General features: G+C 64.3%; 19 protein-coding genes, 1 tRNA gene and 1 pseudogene. 11 read left to right on the forward strand and 10 right to left on the reverse strand.

The features are described 5' to 3' along the window. Positions 1–8 precede the first annotated feature (8 nt). On the reverse strand, positions 9–773 hold the full coding sequence (locus DY201_RS23225) for a WecB/TagA/CpsF family glycosyltransferase (protein ID WP_115733266.1): 765 nt from the start codon (positions 771–773) through the stop codon (positions 9–11). Positions 774–775: 2 nt separating this feature from the next. Continuing rightward, positions 776–1,951, reverse strand: a complete 1,176-nt coding sequence (locus tag DY201_RS23230; RefSeq protein WP_115733267.1) for a glycosyltransferase — start codon at positions 1,949–1,951, stop codon at positions 776–778. Positions 1,952–2,119: 168 nt separating this feature from the next. Here DY201_RS23230 and DY201_RS23235 point away from each other — a divergent pair, with 168 nt between their 5' ends. From DY201_RS23235 to proC, 4 genes are all read left to right on the forward strand, one after another. After that, the gene (locus tag DY201_RS23235) at positions 2,120–3,118 is read left to right on the forward strand and encodes a glycosyltransferase family 2 protein (RefSeq protein ID WP_115733268.1); all 999 of its coding nucleotides are present in this window, start codon (positions 2,120–2,122) and stop codon (positions 3,116–3,118) included. Further along, positions 3,087–4,400 carry an O-antigen ligase family protein gene (locus DY201_RS23240; protein WP_115733269.1) on the forward strand — a complete coding sequence of 438 codons (1,314 nt, stop codon included), beginning with the start codon at positions 3,087–3,089 and terminating at the stop codon, positions 4,398–4,400. The genes DY201_RS23235 and DY201_RS23240 overlap by 32 nt, the downstream gene beginning before the upstream one ends. 72 nt (positions 4,401–4,472) lie before the next feature. After that, the gene (locus DY201_RS23245; protein ID WP_245432075.1) at positions 4,473–5,561 is read left to right on the forward strand and encodes a metallophosphoesterase; all 1,089 of its coding nucleotides are present in this window, start codon (positions 4,473–4,475) and stop codon (positions 5,559–5,561) included. Between the two features lie 65 nt (positions 5,562–5,626). Further along, positions 5,627–6,442 (forward strand): pyrroline-5-carboxylate reductase, encoded by an 816-nt coding sequence (gene proC / locus DY201_RS23250; protein ID WP_115733271.1) that lies wholly within the window; start codon positions 5,627–5,629, stop codon positions 6,440–6,442. On the opposite strand, the gene DY201_RS23255 is transcribed toward proC, so the two are convergent. The 4 genes from DY201_RS23255 to modA all read right to left on the reverse strand — a co-directional run bounded on the left by DY201_RS23255 (position 6,443) and on the right by modA (position 9,506). Then, positions 6,443–6,784 (reverse strand): winged helix-turn-helix domain-containing protein, encoded by a 342-nt coding sequence (locus tag DY201_RS23255; RefSeq protein WP_067965287.1) that lies wholly within the window; start codon positions 6,782–6,784, stop codon positions 6,443–6,445. 13 nt (positions 6,785–6,797) lie between these two features. Beyond that, positions 6,798–7,913 carry a molybdenum ABC transporter ATP-binding protein gene (modC, locus tag DY201_RS23260; protein WP_115733272.1) on the reverse strand — a complete coding sequence of 372 codons (1,116 nt, stop codon included), beginning with the start codon at positions 7,911–7,913 and terminating at the stop codon, positions 6,798–6,800. After that, a complete protein-coding gene (gene modB / locus DY201_RS23265) occupies positions 7,910–8,602 on the reverse strand; it encodes a molybdate ABC transporter permease subunit (protein ID WP_172582963.1) in 693 nt (230 codons plus the stop codon). Before modB ends, modC begins: the two co-directional genes overlap by 4 nt. Positions 8,603–8,705: 103 nt before the next feature. Then, positions 8,706–9,506 carry a molybdate ABC transporter substrate-binding protein gene (gene modA / locus DY201_RS23270; protein WP_165915801.1) on the reverse strand — a complete coding sequence of 267 codons (801 nt, stop codon included), beginning with the start codon at positions 9,504–9,506 and terminating at the stop codon, positions 8,706–8,708. A 284-nt stretch (positions 9,507–9,790) separates the two neighbouring features. Here modA and DY201_RS23275 point away from each other — a divergent pair, with 284 nt between their 5' ends. Next, positions 9,791–10,642, forward strand: a complete 852-nt coding sequence (locus tag DY201_RS23275) for a sulfite exporter TauE/SafE family protein (RefSeq protein WP_115733274.1) — start codon at positions 9,791–9,793, stop codon at positions 10,640–10,642. A gap of 55 nt (positions 10,643–10,697) precedes the next feature. Here the strand turns inward: DY201_RS23275 and DY201_RS23280 are convergent. The 3 genes and pseudogenes from DY201_RS23280 to DY201_RS23290 form a co-directional block, all read right to left on the reverse strand. Beyond that, a pseudogene (locus tag DY201_RS23280) lies at positions 10,698–11,506 on the reverse strand (CoA-transferase subunit beta). Further along, on the reverse strand, positions 11,503–12,360 hold the full coding sequence (locus tag DY201_RS23285; RefSeq protein WP_115733275.1) for a CoA transferase subunit A: 858 nt from the start codon (positions 12,358–12,360) through the stop codon (positions 11,503–11,505). The pseudogene DY201_RS23280 and the gene DY201_RS23285 overlap by 4 nt, the downstream one beginning before the upstream one ends. A 226-nt stretch (positions 12,361–12,586) precedes the next feature. Beyond that, positions 12,587–13,423: an endonuclease/exonuclease/phosphatase family protein gene (locus tag DY201_RS23290; RefSeq protein WP_115733276.1), complete on the reverse strand. Its 837-nt coding sequence runs from the start codon at positions 13,421–13,423 to the stop codon at positions 12,587–12,589. Positions 13,424–13,595: 172 nt separating this feature from the next. Between DY201_RS23290 and DY201_RS23295 the strand changes: the two genes are divergently transcribed. Together DY201_RS23295 and DY201_RS23300 are read left to right on the forward strand one after the other, a co-directional pair. Continuing rightward, positions 13,596–15,146, forward strand: a complete 1,551-nt coding sequence (locus DY201_RS23295) for a phospholipase D family protein (protein WP_115733277.1) — start codon at positions 13,596–13,598, stop codon at positions 15,144–15,146. A gap of 230 nt (positions 15,147–15,376) precedes the next feature. After that, positions 15,377–16,354 carry a DUF535 family protein gene (locus tag DY201_RS23300; protein ID WP_131922225.1) on the forward strand — a complete coding sequence of 326 codons (978 nt, stop codon included), beginning with the start codon at positions 15,377–15,379 and terminating at the stop codon, positions 16,352–16,354. A gap of 102 nt (positions 16,355–16,456) precedes the next feature. On the opposite strand, the gene DY201_RS23305 is transcribed toward DY201_RS23300, so the two are convergent. Further along, a tRNA-Thr gene (locus DY201_RS23305) sits at positions 16,457–16,531 on the reverse strand. Positions 16,532–16,690: 159 nt separating this feature from the next. Between DY201_RS23305 and DY201_RS23310 the strand changes: the two genes are divergently transcribed. The 4 genes from DY201_RS23310 to hisD all read left to right on the forward strand — a co-directional run bounded on the left by DY201_RS23310 (position 16,691) and on the right by hisD (position 20,214). Then, positions 16,691–16,879, forward strand: a complete 189-nt coding sequence (locus DY201_RS23310; protein WP_115733279.1) for a hypothetical protein — start codon at positions 16,691–16,693, stop codon at positions 16,877–16,879. Positions 16,880–17,011: 132 nt separating this feature from the next. Further along, a complete protein-coding gene (murA, locus tag DY201_RS23315; protein WP_115733280.1) occupies positions 17,012–18,301 on the forward strand; it encodes a UDP-N-acetylglucosamine 1-carboxyvinyltransferase in 1,290 nt (429 codons plus the stop codon). A 172-nt stretch (positions 18,302–18,473) separates the two neighbouring features. Then, a complete protein-coding gene (locus tag DY201_RS23320) occupies positions 18,474–18,908 on the forward strand; it encodes a DUF2948 family protein (RefSeq protein ID WP_115733281.1) in 435 nt (144 codons plus the stop codon). 13 nt (positions 18,909–18,921) lie between these two features. Beyond that, positions 18,922–20,214 carry a histidinol dehydrogenase gene (gene hisD, locus DY201_RS23325; RefSeq protein WP_115733282.1) on the forward strand — a complete coding sequence of 431 codons (1,293 nt, stop codon included), beginning with the start codon at positions 18,922–18,924 and terminating at the stop codon, positions 20,212–20,214. The last annotated feature ends 6 nt before the right edge of the window (positions 20,215–20,220 follow it).

The raw sequence follows: 20,220 nt of genomic DNA on the forward strand, positions 1-20,220 counted from the left end.
CTTGGCGTTCAAGAGCGTTCTCCTCCGCCAAGCTTCTGGCGCAGCACGCGAAACAGGAACAGCGGATTGCCGACGACATAGCGCCGCCACAGCCGGCCCGGCTCGATAAGCAGGCGGAACAGCCATTCGAGGCGAAGCCGGCGCATCCATGCCGGCGCGCGCGGGACCGAGCCGCTAAGGAAGTCGAGCAGCGCGCCGACGGCGATCGGCAATGTGCAATGTTCAGGACGCATATGCCGCGCGATCCACATTTCCTGGCGCGGCACGCCCATGGCGACAAGCAGGATATCGGGGCGCAGGCTGCCGATGGCGGCGACGATCCCGGGCTCTTGCTCAGCCGTGAAGAAGCCGTCGTGAACCACGACGATCTTGTGCTGCGGGGCAATCTGGCTGAGGCGCGCGGCCGCCCGTTCGGCATTGGCGCGCTTGGCGCCGAGCAGAGCCACGGTCAGCGGCTCGTCACTCGCCTTCAAAAGGTCCGGCACGAAATCCGTGCCGTTGAGATTGTCGGGAAACGGCGCGCCATAGAGCCAACGCGCGGCAATGTCGACGCCGATGCCGTCGGCGAGCACCAGGAAATCGTTCAGCACCGCGGCAAAATCCTTGTCGGAACAAGCGATGTTGGCGTTGTGGGCGTTGAGGAAGCTGACCTTGGTGAAGATCCTGTCCCTGATCATCTGCGCCAGCAACGAGATCGCCTCGTCGCGCCGCAAGCTGGCGACCCGGATGCCGAGGATGCTGCGGTAGGGTGCGGCCACTTCTGAAATCGTCATGCTCACGCCGCCACCTCGTGTGCGCCTGCGCCGAGCCTGGCGAGGCCACCTGCCACGGCCAGGTCGAGAGCGGCGATCTGCCGGCGATGGAAATCCGAACCGTCGACATCCGCGATCTTCTGCTCGACGGTTCGTTCAAGCGCCCTGGCGAACGCTATGGGATCGTCGGTCATGGTGCAATTGGCCGGCTTGTAGGCGATGCCGCGCAGCGAATGCGCTGTTGCCACCGACGGCAGGCCGAGCTCGAACGTCTCGATCGTCTTGAGCTGGACGCCGCTGCCCGACGTGCTGACGAGCGGGATGACGGCAGCACTGCGCACGAAGTCCTGGGCATCGGGCACGCGCCCGACAAATTTGACGCCCGGATGGGGCGAGGACACGCCAGCCGGAACACTGCCGGCGATGTGGATGCGGAAATCGGTGCGCAGATGCGGCACGACCTTGCCGAGGAACCAGTCGAGGCCGATGCGGTTCGGCTCCCAGGTCCAGGTGCCGATGAGTGCTGCATCGCAGTCGATGTCGCGCTTGCCCTGGCGTGCCGGAGGCTGTGACCGGGTGACCAAAGGCAGCGCCACCGAACGCGTGTCGGAGGCAACGCCGAGTTCGGCGCGATCCTCTTCGGCGAGCGTGAAGACGAAACGGGCATTGCGGCACAGACGCTTTTCAATGACTTCGAGCAGTCTTGCCTCGCGGCGAAACAGCAGGCGCTGAAAGGCGCCGTTTGCGGCGCGGGAATTCTCGGCTGCTGAGCGGAACTCGACATTATGCGCGACGAAGATCGAGGGCCGGTCCTGAAACATGCGCTCGAACGCAGCAGCCATCTGGACCGAATTGAGGATGTAGCCGTCGAACGGCCCCGCCGCTTCGATCGCTTGACGCACCGTCTCATCGGAGACGACGCGCAGCTTGGCCGAGGCGAATGTCAGCCCGGACGCGACCGCGCCCGCTAGCCAGCCAAGCTTGCGCGGCAAGGGCGCGGCATCGGTGCGCACGTCGAGCGAACCGAGCAGGACGGTGTTTTCAGGGTCGGAGGGCGGCTTGCCCGGCCAGCCGAAGCCAAGCACCGTCACGCGCACGCCGGCCCGGCGCAGCGCATCGATGATCGCCTGGTTGGCGATCTCGTAGCCCGACGAGAGTGCTCCGTCAGGCACGATGGATGTGGCAAACAGCAGATGCATCACGACAAGTTCCTGCCTATGCCCTAACAAAGCGCGGTGAAGTCTTCATTAAGCAATTTCAGCTGCTTGTGGAACCTGCCTGACAATCCGCAGTTCGTTCCCGGCGTGTTTAACTGACCGTTATGGCGCCCGTGATAGCCAAGAGGCATCAATAACCGGCGGCTTCTCATGAATGCTATACCTCCGCTCAAGTCCGTGACCATTGCCGGCACTTCGCCTGCATTGGCTGTGGACGACGTCGAGGTGGTTGTCACGCTGCCAACCTTTCGCCGGCCGCAGCAAGTGCTGGCAACGCTCGATTCGCTTGCCAAACAAAAGACCACGCGCAGGTTCGCCGTCATCGTCATGGAGAATGACGACGAAGGCAATGAAGGCATGCGCGCTGCCTTGCCGCTGTTTGAAAGTGGAGCGATGACCGGGCTGGTCATCGTCGCGCATGAACGCGGCAATTGCAGCGCCTACAATGCCGGGTGGCACACCGCCCTGCTGCGCTTTCCGAATTTCACCCGGCTGCTGGTCATCGACGACGACGAACTGGCCGATCCCTTGTGGCTCGAAACCATGTGCCTGGCTGCCGAACGCCTCGGCGTCGACATCGTCGGCGGGCCACAGGTGCCTGTCTTCGCCGATCCGGCGCATCAGGCCTGGGCGACGCATCCGGTCTTTGCTCCGCCCTACGCCGTTACCGGCCAAGTCGGCGCTCTCTATTCCTCGGGCAACCTGCTGGTCAGCCGCAACGTTCTCCTGGCCATGGGCCCGCCCCATCTCGACCTGCGTTTCAATTTCATGGGCGGCGGCGATTCGGATTTCCTGAGCCGCTCGGCACAGAGAGGCTTCAAGCTCGGCTGGTGTGCGGAAGCGAAACTGTTCGAGACCGTTCCGGCACGGCGCACCGAGGCCGACTGGATCCGGGCGCGCGGCCTGCGCAACGGGGTCATCTCGACGCTCGTCGCCAAGAAGAAACATGCCGGCACGCCGTTTGCCAACACCCGCGTCTTCCTGAAAAGCCTGGCGCTGCTTGGCGCCTCGCCATTGCGTGCGATGAAGCGCCTTGTCGAGACCGGCTCGCCATCGGTCGCCCTGTACCCGATCCATGTGGCACTTGGCCGTGTGATGGCCGAGTTTGGTTATGCCAATGAGCAGTATCGTCAGCCCGAGAAGAACTGACACGGCGCCGCTGACGGCGGCGTTCACGGCATCGGGCGTCGCCACCGCGGTCGCGGCGTTGGTGCTGACCATCGTCATCGTCTCGTTCAGGCCGTTCCAGCCGGCGGGTGCCGGCGCCGTCGAAGGCGGCGACATCGTCAACCAGCTCGGCTTCGGCTCGGTCGGCGCCTTCGCCATCTTCGCGCTCGCCACCATGGCCAACCCGGCCCGGCTTCGCGCCATTGCCGGACTGCCCTGGTTCGTCTTGCTGTGCTTCTTCCTGATATCGGTCGGCGAAGCCGCCGACCCAGCCGGAGCGTTCCGGGCGGCAAGTTTCACCATCATCGGCATCCTCGCCATGGCGACCGTGCTCGCCTTGCCGCGCGATGGCGACTCCTTTTCGACTGTGCTGGTTTTCGCCGGCTTCGTCGTCGTCGGGCTGAGTTACGCCGGCGTCATCCTCTATCCCAGTGTAGCGATCCATGGTGCCGACGGCTTCGAGCCCGAGCATGCCGGCTTGTGGCGCGGCGCCTTCAGCCACAAGAACATCGCCGCGCCCGTCATGGCCTGCTTCAGCTTCGCAGGCATCTATCTGATCCGCCGACACTGGCGCTGGTCGGGCTACATCCTGCTTGCCATGTCAATGTTCTTCATGATCCACACCGGCTCGAAGACCACGGCCGGGCTGGTCCCGCTGTCGATCATGCTGGTGCTTTTGCCCGGAACGGTCGGCATGCGGCTTGGCACGCCGATGCTGTTTGCGCTAACCGTCGTCGGCACAGCGCTGGCCACGCTCGGCATCGTTTTCATCGAGCCGCTGAAACAGCTGGCCACGCACCATTTCCCCGAGCTCACGTATACCGGGCGCACCACAGTCTGGGCCTTTGCCGGCGAGATGATCGCCAAGAAGCCGTGGTTCGGATACGGCTATGAAAGCTTCTGGCGCACACCGCTGGTGACTGGCATCGGCCACGCCTACGACCAGGGCTGGGACATCCGCTTCATCGTGCACGGCCATAACGGCTACATCGACATCGCGGTGACCATGGGTCTGCCCGCGCTTGCCGTCGCCGTCTATGTCTTCCTGATCGCGCCGCTGCGCGACTACATGCGTATCCCGCTCTACAAGGAAAACGTCTTCCTCGGCGATTTCTTCATGATGGTGGTGCTGTTCACCGCGCTCAATGCCTTCCTCGAAAGCTTCTTCTTCCGCCGCATCGACCCGGTCTGGATGTTCTTCGTCTTCGGTGTCCTGGGGCTGCGGATGGTCTCGCGCATGGTCATCCGCAAGAGCACCGGCTGACAAAACCCGCTTGATCCGCCCCGGTGGCCAAGCCATTCTCATGCCATGGCCCCCCTGGTTTCACGACGCCGGATGCTCGCCCAGACGCTGGGCCTCGGCATCGCCTCGCTGCTTGCAACTCCCGCGGCGCGCGGCGCCAATCGCCCGAAAACCGACGCGACGTTCCTGTTTGCCGCCGATATCCACGCCTGCCGCATGGCGAGCGGTCTGAGCCCGAATTGCCAGGCCGAAGGCAAGACCGACCAGAACCTGCGTCGGCATATCGCGGCGCTGAACGAGGTCGGTGAATTTGCATGGCCGCGCGAAATCGGCGGCGCAGCAAGCGGCCTGGCGAGTGCCGGCCAGAGGATCGGCCGCCCGCTCGGCCTCGTCGTCGGCGGAGACATGACCGACGATGGCGGCGGCCAGGTGACCCAGCCGCATGAAGGCACCCAGCTCCTCCAGTTCAGCCAGCGCTACCAGGAAGGTGCCGGTCCGGACCGTGTGCATGTGCCTGTCTATGTCGGGCTCGGCAACCATGACCTCGACCAGGACGGCCCGCCACCGCATGTCGACTGGTACCGGCGCGAGATGCGCGACTATGTCGAGGTCAACCACCGCCCAAGCGTGTTCTTCAAACCGCCGGTGCCGGCGGCCATCTACGATGCGCTGTCCGACTGCTATTCCTGGGACTGGGGCGGGCTGCACCTGGTGCAGACGCATCGCTTTGCAGGCGACACATCAAAGGGAGCGGTGAGCGCGCTCGACTGGCTGAAGCGGGACCTCGACGACAATGCCGGCGACGGACGGCCGGTGATCCTGTTCCAGCACTATGGCTGGGATGCGTTTTCGACCGAACGCTGGGACCCGGACGCCCACACATTCGACGAAGCCGGCAGCGGCAAGCCGCACTGGTGGAGCGACGACGACCGGCGCGCGCTCCTTTCGGCCATCGCCGGCCACAACGTGATCGGCGTCTTCCACGGCCACCAGCACGAGACGACGATGATCTACAGCCGCGACGGGCTCGACCTGTTCAAGCCGAAGGCGGCCTTCATGGGTGGCTTCGCCCTTGTACGCGTCACCGACGCCTTCATGGACGTGGTGCTTGCCGAGGCCGGCCCGCATGGCGGCGTCACCTTCACCAATGCCTTCAGCAAGGTGCTGGACCACACACGCTGAAGTGGCGTTGCACCCTTCCGCCTGGCTCAAAGACGGTCTATGTCAGTTCTGTTCGGAGGCTTTGCATGACCATCAGACTGATCCTCGCCGGCTGCGGCAACATGGGCTACGCCATGCTCACGGGCTGGCTCAACTCGGGCAAGCTCGCGCCCGAGGAAACATTAGTTGTCGAACCCAATGCGGAGCTTCGCGCCCGCGCTGCCGATCTCGGCAGCCGCGTCGCTTCGGAAGTCGGTGGCATTCCCGCCGATGCGGATCCCGGGATCGTGGTCATCGCCGTCAAGCCGCAGGTCATCCGCGAGGTCACCTCTGGCTATCGGCGCTTCGGCAACGGCAAGGCGACCTTCGTCTCGGTCGCCGCAGGCACGCCCGTCGCGACCTTCGCCGACATCCTCGGTAGCCACACGCCGATCACGCGCTGCATGCCCAATACGCCGGCGGCGATCGGCAAAGGCATGATGGTGGTCTATTCCAACGAGCACGTTACCGAAGCGGCCAAGGAGGTTGTCGGCGACCTTTTGTCGGCCAGCGGCGAAGTCGCCACCATCGCCGACGAAGGCTTGATGGACGCCGTCACCGCGGTGTCCGGTTCGGGCCCGGCCTACATCTTCCATTTCATCGAATGCCTGACGGCAGCGGCTGAGAACGCCGGCCTGCCGCCGAAGACGGCGGCCCTTCTTGCCATGCAGACCGTCTATGGCGCGGCGAGCCTCGCCGCCGAAAGCCGCGAAGACCCGGCCGTTCTGCGCCGCCAGGTAACCAGCCCGAACGGCACGACGGCAGCGGCGCTGGGCGTGCTGATGGGCGAGGATCGCCTCAAGAACCTGCTCACCGAAGCTGTCGAAGCGGCCCGGCTGCGCTCGATCGAACTCGGCAAATAATCACTTCGCGTCAGCCTCGGCCTGCAGCGCCTCGACATACGGCGCTGCCGCCGCGTGGACCGCGCGCTCCATGTCGCGGAACCGGCGCACGACATCTTCGCCGACAGGTGTAAGCTCTGCGCCGCCGCCATGCTTGCCACCGGTCTTGGCGGCCACCAGCGGCTTGCCGAACATGTCCTTCATCTCTTCGACAAGGTCCCAGGCGCGCTTGTAGGACATCTCCATCGCGCGGGCCGCAGCCGAGATCGAGCCTGTGGCGGCGATCTGCTCGAGAAGTTCGACCTTGCCTGGACCGAGACGTCCCGTCGGGTCGAGATAAAGTCGCAAGGTCAGAGATGGCATCGGCTCGCTCCAGTCAGTCGCTGGTTATCACAAGCGGTACCCCTGGAGAAAGATTGGCGCGGTCGAAAGCAACTGTCTTGATGACGGCGAACACCTCGCGCCCGACAGCAAGCTGCAGCGTCTCGAATGACTGGCGGGTGATGCGCGACATCAGCATGTCGCCATGGCAGTCGAGCCTGAGATCGACCTGGGTACCGTCGACCTGGCTGATATCGGCAATATGGCCGGCAAGGATGTTGAGTGCACTCAGCCCCTTCGGCCGCTCGGTCGCGATCATCACGTCGCGGGCGCGGATGCGGACGCGCACCGCGGCACCAATCGGCCGGTCGATGCGGGGAACGCGCATTTCACCCGCACCAGCGCCAAGCACTGTCATGCCGAAGGCTGCGTCATGGCCGAGCACCTTCATGTCGAGCACGGCACCGCCCTCGCCCACCTCTTCCGGCGGCAACAGGTCGAGCCGGCGCATGATCTCGCCGGTCGGGCCAGAGGCGGCCAACTTGCCATTGGCCATCACGACGATGTCGGTGGCAAGCCGCGCCACCTCTGCAATGGAATGGCTGACATAGACGATCGGGATCTTCGTCTCGTCACGCAAACGTTCGAGATAGGGCATGATCTCAGACTTGCGCGCGTCGTCGAGCGAGGCCAGCGGCTCGTCCATGAGCAGCAGCTTCGGACTGGCCAGCAGTGCCCGGCCGATGGCAACCCGCTGCTTTTCGCCGCCCGACAGCAGCGCCGGACGCCGCGCCAGCAAATGGCCTATACCGAGCATCTCGACGACCCGCTCCAACTCCGCATAACGCTCCCCCTGTGGCGTGAACCAGCGACCGTAGAGCAGGTTCGAGCGCACGCTGAGATGCGGAAACAGCCGTGCATCCTGGAAGACAAAACCGACGCGGCGCCTATGGACGGGCACGAAGCTGCGCTGTGCGGTGTCGACCAGCGTCCGCCCGTCGATGACGATGCGCCCGCTGTCGGGCCGTATCAGTCCGGCGATGATGTTGATGAGCGAGGTCTTGCCCGACCCCGACGGACCGAACAAGGCGGTCAGGCGGCCGGCACTTTCAAAGCCAGCCTCGAGGTCGAACGCGCCGAGGCGATGGTGGATGTCGACGAGCAGCATCATCCGGCATCCAGGCGCTGGCCGATGCGGCGGGCGAAGATTTCGGAGACGACCAGCGCGATCATCGAAATGGCGATCGAGATCAGCGTCAGACGCATGGCGCCCGCATCGCCGCCGGGCACCTGGGTGAAGGTGTAGATCGCGGACGGCAACGTCTGGGTCTCGCCGGGAATGTTGGAGACGAAGGTGATGGTGGCGCCGAATTCGCCCATCGCCTTGGCAAACGACAGGATCATGCCGGCAACGACCCCGGGCAGTATCAGCGGCAGGGTCACCGTCGCAAACACCCAGAGCGGGCCGGCGCCGAGCGTGCCGGCCGCCGATTCGAGACGCCGGTCGACGGCTTCGATCGACAGGCGGATGGCCCGCACCATCAAAGGAAAACCCATGATCGCGCAGGCAAGGGCCGCACCGGTCCAGCGGAACGAGAAGACGATGCCGAAATACTGATCGAGCAAAGAGCCGATCGGTCCGCGGCGTCCGAAGCTCAACAACAGCAAATAACCCGTGACGACAGGGGGCAGCACCAGCGGCAGATGGACGACGCCGTTGAGCAGCGACTTGCCCCAGAAATTGCCACGCGCCAGCAACATGGCAATGGCAATGCCGAATGGCAGGCTGGCAGCCATCGCCCACAGCCCGACCTTGATCGACAGGTGGACCGCATTCCATTCGTCAGGAGTGAGGTCCATCATTCCCCGCTCGCATTCCCTCAAAAAGTCCGTCCCACCCCGCGATGCGAGATGGGACGACATTCACAAAAACAGAGCCTAGCCGATAGGGGTAAACCAGTCGCTATTGGACCGGCGCCAGCACGGTGAAGCCCTGGGCCACGAAAAGCTCCTTGGCCTTGGCGGACTGAAGATATTTCACATACGCTTCCGCGTCTGCGTTCTTCGAGCCCGCCGTCACGCCAACCGGATAGACGATGGGAGGATGCGTCTCTTCCGGGAAAATGCCGACGATCTTGACGCCCGGCTCGGCCGTGGCGTCGGTCTGGTAGACGATGCCGAGCGGAGCTTCGCCCGTCGACACCAGCTTGAGGGCGGCGCGCACGTTTTCTGCCTGGGCGATGTTGCCTTCGACCGAGGCCCAGACGCCGAGCTTCTCGAGCGCGGCCTTGCCATATTTGCCGGCGGGCACGGCCTTGACGTCGCCCATGGCGAGGCGACCTTCGCCGAGCAGTCCGGCGAGGTCGAAATTCGCCGCGATATCGGCCTTGGCAGCCGAATCCTTCGGGGCCACCAGCACGATGCGGTTGCCGAGCAGCTTCACCTCGGAGCCGTCCTTGATGAGCTTCTTGTCGGCGAGATACTTCATCCAGTCGAGGTCGGCCGAGATGAACACGTCGGCCGGCGCGCCCTCTTCGATCTGCTTGGCCAGCGCCGAGCTCGCGGCATAGGAGGCAGTGGCAGACTTGCCGCCCTCGGCCTTCCAGGCCGTATCGACGGCATCGAGCGCGTTCTTGAGGCTGGCTGCCGCAAACACCACGACGTCGCCATCAGCCCGCGCGGCAGGCAGGCCGAGCGCCAGCACAGCGGCAAGACCACCAGCCATCGCGGCAAGCCGCACCCCAAAACTCCTACGCGTGACCATCAGAATTCCTTCCACCATTTGGTCCAGCCCGTCGCGGGCCACGGATTCGTTATATTCATACGGATACAACACTTGGCAGGCAACTACCCATCCAGGTGGTTTTGCGCGAAACAGTTCCGTCGTTTCGCCTGAGATCGGCCCGGCCTCTTGCCCTGTTTTCAGGGGAAGACTGGGCCGGCTCTTCATGTCATATGTCCCCGCGTCAATCGCGAGAGATCTTCAGGGCACGTCCATGCCCGCCTGGTTCGCCTCGCTCCATCCGCACTTGCCAAGAGATCCCCTACATGGCCGGCATATCGACGTTTGAAATCATCTGGCTTGCTGTTGCGCTGCTCGGCGCCGGCGCCATCACCGGCCTGCTCGCGGGCGTCTTCGGCGTCGGCGGCGGCACCGTCATCGTGCCGGTGCTTTACGAGTTGTTCCAGGCCGTCGGCGTGCCGGAGGAGGTGCGCATGCCGCTCTGCGTCGGCACCTCGCTTGCGATCATCATCCCGACTTCGATCCGCTCGTTCAATGCGCATCGGACAAAAGGCGCTGTCGACATGGCGATCCTGAAACAGTGGGCGCTTCCCGTGATCATAGGCGTCGCCATGGGCAGCGTGATCGCGCGTTATGCGCCCGCCGACCTGTTCAAGGCGGTGTTCGTGGTGGTAGCCGGCATTTCGGCGATCCGGCTGCTGTTCGGCAAGGATTCGTGGCGGCTCGGCCTCGACATGCCGGGCAAGATCGTCATGAACGTCTATGGCTGGGTCATCGGCGTGCTGTCGAGCCTGATGGGCATCGGTGGCGGCCAGCTCTCCAACCTGTTCATGACCTTCTATGGCCGGCCGATCCACCAGGCGGTGGCGACCTCCTCCGGGCTCGGCGTTCTGATCTCGATCCCGGGCGCGTTGGGCTACATCTACGCCGGCTGGCCGCGCGCTGCAGAATATCCCGATGTCGCAGCGCTGCAGTTTCCGCTGTCGCTCGGCTATGTCTCGCTCGTCGGACTGATCCTGTTCGTGCCGACCAGCGTGCTGACCGCACCGCTCGGAGCAAAGCTCGCTCATGCCCTGTCGAAGCGCAAGCTGGAGGTCGCCTTCGGCATCTTCCTGCTCTTGATCAGCTTGCGCTTCCTTTACAGCCTGATTGGCTGATCAAACCAAAATGCCCGGCAATGCCGGGCGTTTTCATGAAGGGTGGGCATAGACCTCAACCGTCCTTCGATCCTCGCCTCGCGCCGACAGCCGTGCCCTTGTGGGCAGCATCGGTGCGTGCGTTGAGTTCACGCAATGTCTGCAGTTCCAGTTCGGTCGGCTCGGGCGTCTGCTCGAGCGTATCGGCAAACTTGACAGTCCAGCCGCAGGTCTCCTGCACCTTGTCGCGGCCGACGCCCGGATGCAGCGACACGACGGTGAATTCCTTGGTGACTGAGTCCGGCTTCCAGACCGCCAGATCGGTGATCAACAGCGTCGGCCCCTTGGTGGCGATACCGAGGCGCTGACGATGGTCGCCGCCGTCGCCGTGGCCGAAAGAGGTGTAGAAGTCGATCTTTTCGACCATGGCGCGCCTGGACTGCGCCATGGTGATGTAGATCTCCTTGGACGACGTCGCGATCTCCGGCGCGCCGCCGCCACCCGGCAGGCGCGTCTGGGATGGGCATAGTCGCCGATGACGGTCGTGTTGATGTTGCCGAACCTGTCGAGCTGGGCTGCACCCAGGAAACCGATCGAGATGCGCCCGCCCTGCAGCCAGTAGCGGAACATCTCCGGCACCGAGACGGTGGTGACGGCGGTGTCGCACAATTCGCCATCGCCGATCGACAGCGGCAACACTTGGGGTGCGGTGCCGATAGTACCGGACTCGTAGATCAGCGTGATATCGGGCGCATGCGTCAGCCTGGCGACGTTGCAGGCAGCCGACGGCGCACCGATGCCAACGAAGCAGACGTCGTCGCCCTTGAGCGCGCGCGCGGCAGCAATGGTCATCATTTCATTGGGGGTAAAGCCTGTCACGCTCATGCAACGCTCCTCAGCTGTACGACGCGGGATGCGAAGTCGTCGGCGGTCTTTTCGATGACGTTCTTCTGCATCCAGTCGCGGAAGCGGTCACGGTCGGCTGATATGTCGTCCCATTCGAGGTAGGACGCGTTGTCCCTCACATAGTATCCATGCGCGTAGGATGGGTGCGCCCCACCCGGCACGACCGAGATCGCCGTCACCGACCAGTTGGGCAGCACTGTGAGATTTGGGTGCAGGTCGTCGAAATTGTCGACCACCTCCTCAACGGTCACCACAGCGCGCCTGGCGGCAAGGGCCGCTTCCTTCTGGATGCCGATGATGCCCTCGACCAGCACGTCGCCCTTGCTGTTGGCCTTCTGGGCGTGGATGAAGGTGACGTCGGGCCGAACCGACGGCACCGCCGCCAACACCTCGCCGGTGAACGGGCAGGTTACCGACCTGATGTTCGGGTTGACGTGGGCGAGATCGGCGCCGCGGTAGCCACGGAAGATGGCGCAAGGCAGGCCGGCGGCGCCCGCCTCATAGGCATTGGCCATAGCTGCATGGCTGTGCTCCTCGATTTCGAGCGCATGCGGAAAACCGTTCTCGACGGCATCGCGCAGGCGGCGGAGCAGGCCGACGCCCGGGTTGCCGGCGTAGGAGAAGATCACCTTCTTCGCCATGCCCATGCCGATCATCTGGTCGTAGATCAGGTCGGGCGTCATGCGCACCAGCGTCAGGTCCTTCAAGCCCTGGCGGATCGCCTCATGCGCGGCGGCAGTGGGAATGAGATGCGTGAACCCTTCGAAGGCCACGGTGTCGCCATCGTTGAGATTGTCGGCGACCGCTAGCGACAGTGGGAGGAATTTGGCCATGGCTTTTCGTCCGTAAAGTCGAAACTTCGCGTTGCGGCTATCTGTTTACATTATCTCGCGCGGGTCCGGGCCACGCATTATCGGCATCGATGGCAGCTCTTGCCCGCCTGCACCTTCGCTGTAGTCAGGGACGGCCGACTTCGCGGCTTTTCGCTGCCAAGCAACGGTCGCGCGGCGCACGCCGGAGACCGGCAGCGCGGATAAGCGATCCTTCGTCGTGCAGTGATCAGGCGGCCTCGGCGAGGCCGTTGCCCTTGGCGTTCAGCCGAATGACGGCCCTGATCGGCAGGTGATCGGAGGCGATGCGCGCCAGCGCCGTATCATGCGCCTGGAGCTCGGTGAGCAGGCTGTGCGGCCTTGCCATGACGCGATCGAGTGCCAGTACCGGAAAGCGCGAGGGAAAACTCGGAACGATGGCGTGCATCGGCCCGAAAGCAGGTTCCAGGCTGCGCAGCGACGAGCGCTTGCCCAGCCGCCATTCGTTGAGGTCGCCGACAAGTACCGTCGGCTTGTCGCTGTGCAGTTCGGCAGCGGTCAGAAGTGTGCCTGCCTGCAGCTTGCGGGAATGACGCAACAGGCCGAAATGCGCGGCGATGATCCGGAGCGGCCCAGCTTCGAGCTCCAGGTCGACAACCACGGCACCGCGTGGCTCCGCCCCCGGCAGCACGATCTGTCGTGCCGAACTGACCGAACCCTTGCGGAACAGCACGACATTGCCATGCCAGCCATGGCTCTTGCGCCGGCCGGCCAGTGGCACCGGGACGAGCCCGGTCTCGCGCTCGACCGCTTCCAGGTCGAGCAGCCCTGCCCGATCGCCAAAACGCTGGTCGGCTTCCTGCAAGGCGATCACGTCGGCGCCGATCTCGGAAATGACCTGCATCGTGCGCTGCGGATCGAAGCGGCGGTCGAGCCCGACACATTTGTGGACATTGTAGGAGGCGACGACGATTTCGCTGTGCGCGCCGGCCTCGGTGGTCGACAACGGATCGTCCTGCTCCAGCGTCGAGGGCCGGTGCGCGACACCTGCGTCTGCTGAATTCTCAAAGCCTGGACTGCTAGCCATCACTCGTCTGGAATCTCTGGGAAATTCGTGTTCAGTTGCGGCAGGCGTTTTGCCAACAGTAACCTATATGGTCGAGGTATTCGAGGTTTACCACATGCGTCACGATGGCCTTCCACCGAAATGCTGTCGTCGGCACATGGTTCCCAATCAAAGCCTGCGGGTCGCCTGACGCATGAAACTCGTGGCAGTCGTCATAGCAGTTGTCGGTATCCTGGTCATCGCCTCGCTGCTTGCGGTCTATGCCTATGGCCGCTTCGCCAAACGCGCGCGGGGTGCCGCTTCCCGCGTATTGCCGACGTCGGACGGCGATACCCAGTTCGACCGGCTGGTCACCCCGCTCCTTGCCGACCACCCCGGACAAAGCGGGCTGGCGCTGCTTTCCTCCAACCTGCATGCCTTCGCCATCAGGGCCTACACCGCGCGCCACGCACAGCGGAGCCTCGACCTGCAATATTACTACTGGAAGGATGACCTGACCGGCAGCCTGCTCGCCCGCGAGGTCCTCGGCGCCGCCGACCGTGGCGTACGCGTTCGGCTGATCCTCGACGACATCAACGCCAAGGGCTACGATCCGAACTATCTCGCCCTCGACAGCCACCCCAACATCGAGGTCCGCCTGTTCAACCCGAGCTGGGCACGCGCCTTCGGCCTGCAGCGCGGGCTGGAGTTGGTCCTGCGCGCGGTGCGCACGACGCGGCGCATGCACAACAAGGCCTGGGTTGCCGACGGCAGGCTGGCCATCGTCGGCGGGCGCAATGTCGGTGACGCCTATTTCGACGCTTCGGAAGACGCCAATTTCCGCGACATGGATCTTTTGCTTGCCGGCCCGGTTGTCCAGCAGACCGAAGCCATCTTCGACGGTTTCTGGAACAGCGAGGCGGTGCTGCCGATCCGTCATGTCACCGGCATGGCGAGGGGCGACCTTCCCGCCCTGCGCAAGCGGCTGGAGCGCACGGCAACCACCGGCCTGGCAGAGCCCTATATCCACCGTGTCGCCGAAGAGAGCCGGGAATGGTCATCGTCAGGCATGGGCAGGCTGCGCTGGACCGGCGAGGCGAAAGTCGCCTCCGACCCGCCGGAAAAAGCATCCGGCACAGGCCAGGACAGTTGGCTGATGACGGCAATCCGGCCGATCCTGACCTCGGCCCGGCGGGAACTGCGCATTGTCTCGCCCTATTTCATTCCCGGCGAGACCGGTACCCGCGAGCTGACGGCGCTGGCCCGCAACGGTGTGGAGGTGACGGTGCTGACCAATTCACTGGCCGCCACCGATGTCGCCGCCGTCCACGGCGCCTATGTCCGCTACCGCAAGCCACTGCTCGAGAACGGCGTCGGCATCTACGAACTGAAACCCGACGAGGACCGCACCGACATGTCGCTGTTCGGCTCGAAGGGTGCGAGCCTGCACACCAAGGCATTCATCGCTGACGGTGAGGCCGGTTTCGTCGGCTCGTTCAACTTCGACCCGCGATCGGCCGCGCTCAACACCGAGATGGGCGTCCTGTTCAGGCAGGAGGAACTGGCGCGCGAGGTCGGGGCGGTGATCTCGGCCCAGACCTCTCCGCGCAGCGCCTTCAGGCTGTCGTTGCATGACGACAAGCTGGTCTGGACCGACAGTGCCGACAGCGGGCCGCGCGAGCTCAGGCACGAACCGCAGGCCAGCCTGCGGCGGCGGCTGGTGGCCAAGGTGATCAGCTACCTGCCAATCGAATCACAGCTTTAGGACCGACGTCGAGCCGTCCGCGACGCCGATTCTGTTCCGTCATTTCCACGACAAGCCACTACGCTTCAACTACAATTCTTGCTGTCTTAAGCCGCTTCCAGCGAATTATTCGAATCAGCGCCAACGACGCACGCTTGTCTTGCAATGCAGGCGCAATGCGCAGCGCCCCTTAGATCGCTTCGCCAGCCCACTGTCTCGGGCCGGCAGACGCAGTCTGAAGGAGCTGTCACGTGCGACACGAATGGAAACCGGAACTGGACCAGCGCAACCTGCTGCCGGCCCAGTCGCCGACGAGGCGAGATAGCCGCCGGCCGTCGGTATTCCTCCAGATGCTCAGCCTCGGCGCCCGCATCTCACTCAAGCGCTCGGCGGTGTTCTGCCTGCGATTCGCCTGTCGGCCGGTCAGCACCTTCGGCTGGATCAGCTTTCTCGGCGATTTATCCCTGAAACAGGCGCTCGGCCGGCCGCATGACGACCTTTTGCGCAAATCGCTCGACGTCTTTTTCATCACCGGAATTTCGAGCCCAGTTCGCCTCGGCATGATGAAGACGCATTTCCAGCTGGCCGCCGAACTGTTGCGCCACGACGATCTCGCCGCCCTCTGGCGCGGCGAACGCCTCGACATGGGCAGCGTCAGCGGTCGCCATGAAACCTACAAAATGCAGATGCTTTTGGCCGACCACTGCGGCTGCCGTCATGAAGGCGTCTTTGCCATCAAGCTGTCGCGGGCGAGCGACGACTACACATTGTGGACGGCCAGCTTCGTCTTCATCCGTGGCGAGGACGGCACGCCAACCCTGGCGATCGGCGGCATGCAAGGGCCGAAAGGGGCTGACGCCAAGCGCGCCGTCATATCAGCCACCCGCTGCCTCGGCGGCCTGCGCCCCAAGGACGCCATGCTGCTCGCCCTGCACGGCCTGGTTTCCGCCCCCCACATCATGGCGGTGTCCAACGCCACCCACGTCATCAACCAGCGCCGCCGCAAACGCCGGAAGCTGATGCAGGCCGACCTCGACGGCTACTGGAGCGAACGCGGCGGCCTGCCGGCGGAGCCATTCGGCTTTCGGCTGCCAGCGCCGTCAGCGCCCCAAGTAGACAGCCTAAACCGCAGGGAACAAAGCAAACGCGCGTTCTGGGATATCGGCAGCGGATTTTGTCGGCTGTCTAGCCTGAAAGCCCTGGCAAGATCGCCGCTCGCCAAGGCGTAGCACTCGCTCGCATCCGCAACATCGCGCGCTTGTGGTCGCAAAGGCCACGGCGCGTAGCCGTTTGTGCGCATGCAAGACCGAAGATTTTTCTTCTGGAGTGAATGGTGCTGCCAGAGAGGATTGAACTCTCGACCTCTCCCTTACCAAGGGAGTGCTCTACCACTGAGCTACGGCAGCATTCCGTGAACGGGGCGGCTTGTGCCACATGATTCCCGGGAGCGCAAGTTATCAATTGCCCGAAATCGTGTATCATTTTCCACAGGCCCGCTTACGCCACAATACTGGCCATATCAGTTGCGAAGCCGCTATGAACGATCGGCAAGCGGGGACCACCACATGTCGTCGACTAAGAAAACGCCCTCAAGCGGTGCCGAACAGCGTCAGGCGCGGCTCGCGGCCGAGCTGCGCGCCAACCTGATGAAACGCAAGGCGCAGGCGCGCTCGCGCCGCACCGGCGAGGCCGATACCAGGCCTGAAGGCCTGGCGGCATCAGAGGGTGAGATGGAGAAACCCGAGAAAGCCTGACCGGCGACGGCAGGCGCCTGGCGCCCAAAGACCGCAAAATCCGCCTTTCTTGAACCGGAAAGCGCGATGGTCTAGACGGGCGGCAAGAAAATTTCTCGCCAGAACCGGGATCGCCCGGAGAAACGACGGCCAATGGATCGCATCAGAATTGTCGGCGGCAACGAGCTGACCGGAACCATCCCGATCTCGGGCGCGAAGAACGCAGCCCTTCCCCTGATGATCGCCTCGCTGCTGACAGACGACACGCTGACGCTCGAAAACGTGCCGCATCTGGCCGACGTCGAGCAGTTGATCCGCATTCTCGGCAATCACGGCGTCGACTATTCCGTCTCCGGCCGCCGCGAGCGCCAAGGCGAAGGCTATTCGCGCACAATCTCGTTTACCGCGCGCAACATCGTCGACACGACAGCACCTTACGAGCTCGTCTCCAAGATGCGCGCCAGTTTCTGGGTCATCGGCCCGCTGCTCGCCCGCATGGGCGAGGCCAAGGTGTCGCTGCCGGGCGGCTGCGCCATCGGCACGCGCCCCGTCGACCTGTTCATCGACGGCCTGCAGGCGCTGGGCGCCAAGATCGAGGTCGAGAACGGCTACATCCTGGCATCGGCCAAGAACCGCCTCACCGGCAACCGCTACACCTTCCCCAAGATCTCGGTCGGCGCCACCCATGTGCTGATGATGGCGGCAACGCTTGCCCGCGGCGAGACGGTGCTCGAAAACGCCGCCCGCGAGCCTGAAGTGGTCAACCTCGCCGAATGCCTCAACGCCATGGGCGCCAGGATCACCGGCCAGGGCACCTCGACGATCACCATCGAAGGCGTCGATTCGCTTTCGGGCGCGCGCCACCGCGTCATTCCCGACCGCATCGAGACCGGTACCTATGCCATGGCTGTCGCAATGACCGGCGGCGACGTGCTGCTGGAAGGCGCGCGCGCCGACCTGTTGCAGGGCGCACTCGACGTTTTGTCGCGCACCGGCGCCGAGATCATCCCGACCAATTCCGGCATCCGCGTCTTGCGCAACGGCTCGGGCATCACCCCGGTCGATGTCGTCACCGAGCCCTTCCCCGGCTTCCCGACCGACCTGCAGGCGCAGTTCATGGGCCTTATGACCATGTCGAAGGGCAAGTCGAAGATCACCGAGACGATCTTCGAAAACCGCTTCATGCATGTGCAGGAACTCGCCCGCCTCGGCGCCCATATCACCCTGTCGGGCCAGACGGCGATCGTCGAAGGCGTCTCCAAGCTCAAGGGCGCGCCCGTCATGGCGACCGACCTGCGTGCCTCTGTGTCACTGGTCATCGCCGGCCTCGCCGCCGAAGGCGAGACGGTGGTCAACCGCGTCTACCATCTCGACCGCGGCTTCGAGCGCCTGGAAGAAAAACTGTCGCGTTGCGGCGCGGTGATCGAGCGCATCAGCGGCTGAACGAAGGGGAGTAGGGGAACAAGGGAGTAAGGGAACAGGGGCCTCTTCTCAACTCCTCATTCCGCTACTCCCCTATTAGCTTACTCCCCTCTCCTCCCGCGGTTGCGCGCTGCATCAAGACCGCCTAACAAAGCCGGAAGCATTACTTTTCCGCACAGGCAGCCGACCGAACATGAACCTGCTCAAACTAGTCGCCCTTGACGAAGAAGATCTGGAGATCGTTTCGGCGCATGTGCAGGATGCGGTGATCAGGGTCGGCGACATCGCCTTCGATGCGCCGGCGAAGCGCTTTGCGCTGGCAATGAACCGCTTCGCCTGGGAAACCAAGAAGGGTTTCTTCAGGCCGAAATATGAGCGGCGCAGGTCGATCCTGCATTTCGATCGCGTTCTGTCGGCGCAACTGCAGGGCATTTCCCGCGCCAAGACCGACGACGTGCTGGAGCTCCTGGCGATCGGCTTCGCGCAGGAGGAAGGACCGACCGGCACGATCGAGCTGTTGTTTTCCGGCGACGCCGCCATCCGCCTCGATGTCGAAGTCATCGAGGCCAGGCTAACCGACACCGGCGCTGCCTGGCAGGCCTCTTCCCGACCCATCCACAATACCTGAGCATTTCCAGACAATGGCCATCACGCTTCGCCAATCAGACGCAGACTTCGAGAAGCGCTTCGCCGCCTTCCTGACTACGAAGCGCGAGATTTCTCCCGACGTCGATGCGACAGTGCGCGCCATCATCGACGACGTGCGCGTCCGCGGCGATGCGGCACTGATCGCCTACAGCATGAAATTCGACCGCGCCGACCTGACTGCGCTCGGCATCGCGGTGAGCCGCGCCGACATCGACCAGGCCTACCAGGATGCAGACCCCGCGACGGTCGAGGCCCTGCGCTTTGCCCGCGACCGCATCCATTCGCACCATGCCCGGCAGATGCCCAGGGACGACCGCTATGTCGATCCGATCGGCGTCGAGCTCGGCTCGCGCTGGACCGCCGTCGAGGCGGTCGGGCTCTACGTTCCCGGCGGCACGGCGAGCTATCCGAGCTCGGTGCTGATGAACGCCGTTCCGGCCAAGGTTGCCGGCGTCGAGCGCATCGTCATCGTGGTGCCGGCATCAGGCGGCGTCATCAATCCACTGGTGCTGGTCGCAGCCGACATCGCCGGCGTCTCGGAAATCTACCGTGTCGGCGGCGCCCAGGCCGTTGCCGCCCTCGCCTATGGCACCGAGACCATTAGGCCCGTCGCCAAGATCGTCGGCCCGGGCAACGCCTATGTCGCAGCAGCCAAGCGCCAGGTGTTCGGCACCGTCGGCATCGACATGATCGCCGGCCCTTCCGAAGTGCTGATCGTCGCCGACAGCGACAACGACCCCGACTGGCTCGCCGCCGACCTGCTCGCCCAGGCCGAACACGACGTGTCGGCACAGTCGATCCTGATCACCGACGATGCCGCCTTCGGCGAGTCGGTAGAAGCTGCGGTCGAGCGCCAGATCAAGCTCCTGCCGCGTGCTGAAACCGCTGCCGCAAGCTGGCGCGACTTTGGCGCGGTCATCATCGTCGACGACTTCGACACCGCCATTCCCCTGATCGACCGCATCGCCGCCGAGCATCTCGAACTTGCGGTCGCCGATGCCGAGACGCTGCTCGGCCGCATCCGCAATGCCGGTGCGATCTTCGTCGGCAAGCACACGCCCGAAGTCATCGGCGACTATGTCGGCGGCTCCAACCACGTGCTGCCGACGGCCCGCTCGGCGCGTTTCTCCTCTGGCCTGACGGTGCTCGACTTCGTCAAGCGCAGCTCGATCCTGAAGCTTGGTCCCGAGCAGTTGCGCGAGCTTGCTCCTGCAGCGATCGCGCTGGCCAAGGCCGAGGGTCTCGACGCGCATGCGCGCTCCGTCGCCATCAGATTGAACATGTAGGCGGCG

The sequence above is a fragment of the Aminobacter aminovorans genome, assembly GCF_900445235.1.
GTDB classification, from domain to species: Bacteria; Pseudomonadota; Alphaproteobacteria; order Rhizobiales; family Rhizobiaceae; genus Aminobacter; species Aminobacter aminovorans.

Coding starts and splice junctions, on each gene's coding strand:
- modA (WP_165915801.1), bottom strand. CDS start 9,506: ATGGTCACGCGTAGGAGTTTTGGGGTGCGGCTTGCCGCGATGGCTGGT.
- proC (WP_115733271.1), top strand. CDS start 5,627: ATGACCATCAGACTGATCCTCGCCGGCTGCGGCAACATGGGCTACGCC.
- DY201_RS23310 (WP_115733279.1), top strand. CDS start 16,691: ATGTCGTCGACTAAGAAAACGCCCTCAAGCGGTGCCGAACAGCGTCAG.
- DY201_RS23245 (WP_245432075.1), top strand. CDS start 4,473: ATGCTCGCCCAGACGCTGGGCCTCGGCATCGCCTCGCTGCTTGCAACT.
- DY201_RS23230 (WP_115733267.1), bottom strand. CDS start 1,951: ATGCATCTGCTGTTTGCCACATCCATCGTGCCTGACGGAGCACTCTCG.
- DY201_RS23295 (WP_115733277.1), top strand. CDS start 13,596: ATGAAACTCGTGGCAGTCGTCATAGCAGTTGTCGGTATCCTGGTCATC.
- DY201_RS23255 (WP_067965287.1), bottom strand. CDS start 6,784: ATGCCATCTCTGACCTTGCGACTTTATCTCGACCCGACGGGACGTCTC.
- DY201_RS23285 (WP_115733275.1), bottom strand. CDS start 12,360: ATGGCCAAATTCCTCCCACTGTCGCTAGCGGTCGCCGACAATCTCAAC.
- hisD (WP_115733282.1), top strand. CDS start 18,922: ATGGCCATCACGCTTCGCCAATCAGACGCAGACTTCGAGAAGCGCTTC.
- murA (WP_115733280.1), top strand. CDS start 17,012: ATGGATCGCATCAGAATTGTCGGCGGCAACGAGCTGACCGGAACCATC.
- DY201_RS23235 (WP_115733268.1), top strand. CDS start 2,120: ATGAATGCTATACCTCCGCTCAAGTCCGTGACCATTGCCGGCACTTCG.
- DY201_RS23275 (WP_115733274.1), top strand. CDS start 9,791: ATGGCCGGCATATCGACGTTTGAAATCATCTGGCTTGCTGTTGCGCTG.
- modB (WP_172582963.1), bottom strand. CDS start 8,602: ATGGACCTCACTCCTGACGAATGGAATGCGGTCCACCTGTCGATCAAG.
- modC (WP_115733272.1), bottom strand. CDS start 7,913: ATGATGCTGCTCGTCGACATCCACCATCGCCTCGGCGCGTTCGACCTC.
- DY201_RS23240 (WP_115733269.1), top strand. CDS start 3,087: ATGAGCAGTATCGTCAGCCCGAGAAGAACTGACACGGCGCCGCTGACG.
- DY201_RS23225 (WP_115733266.1), bottom strand. CDS start 773: ATGACGATTTCAGAAGTGGCCGCACCCTACCGCAGCATCCTCGGCATC.
- DY201_RS23290 (WP_115733276.1), bottom strand. CDS start 13,423: ATGGCTAGCAGTCCAGGCTTTGAGAATTCAGCAGACGCAGGTGTCGCG.
- DY201_RS23320 (WP_115733281.1), top strand. CDS start 18,474: ATGAACCTGCTCAAACTAGTCGCCCTTGACGAAGAAGATCTGGAGATC.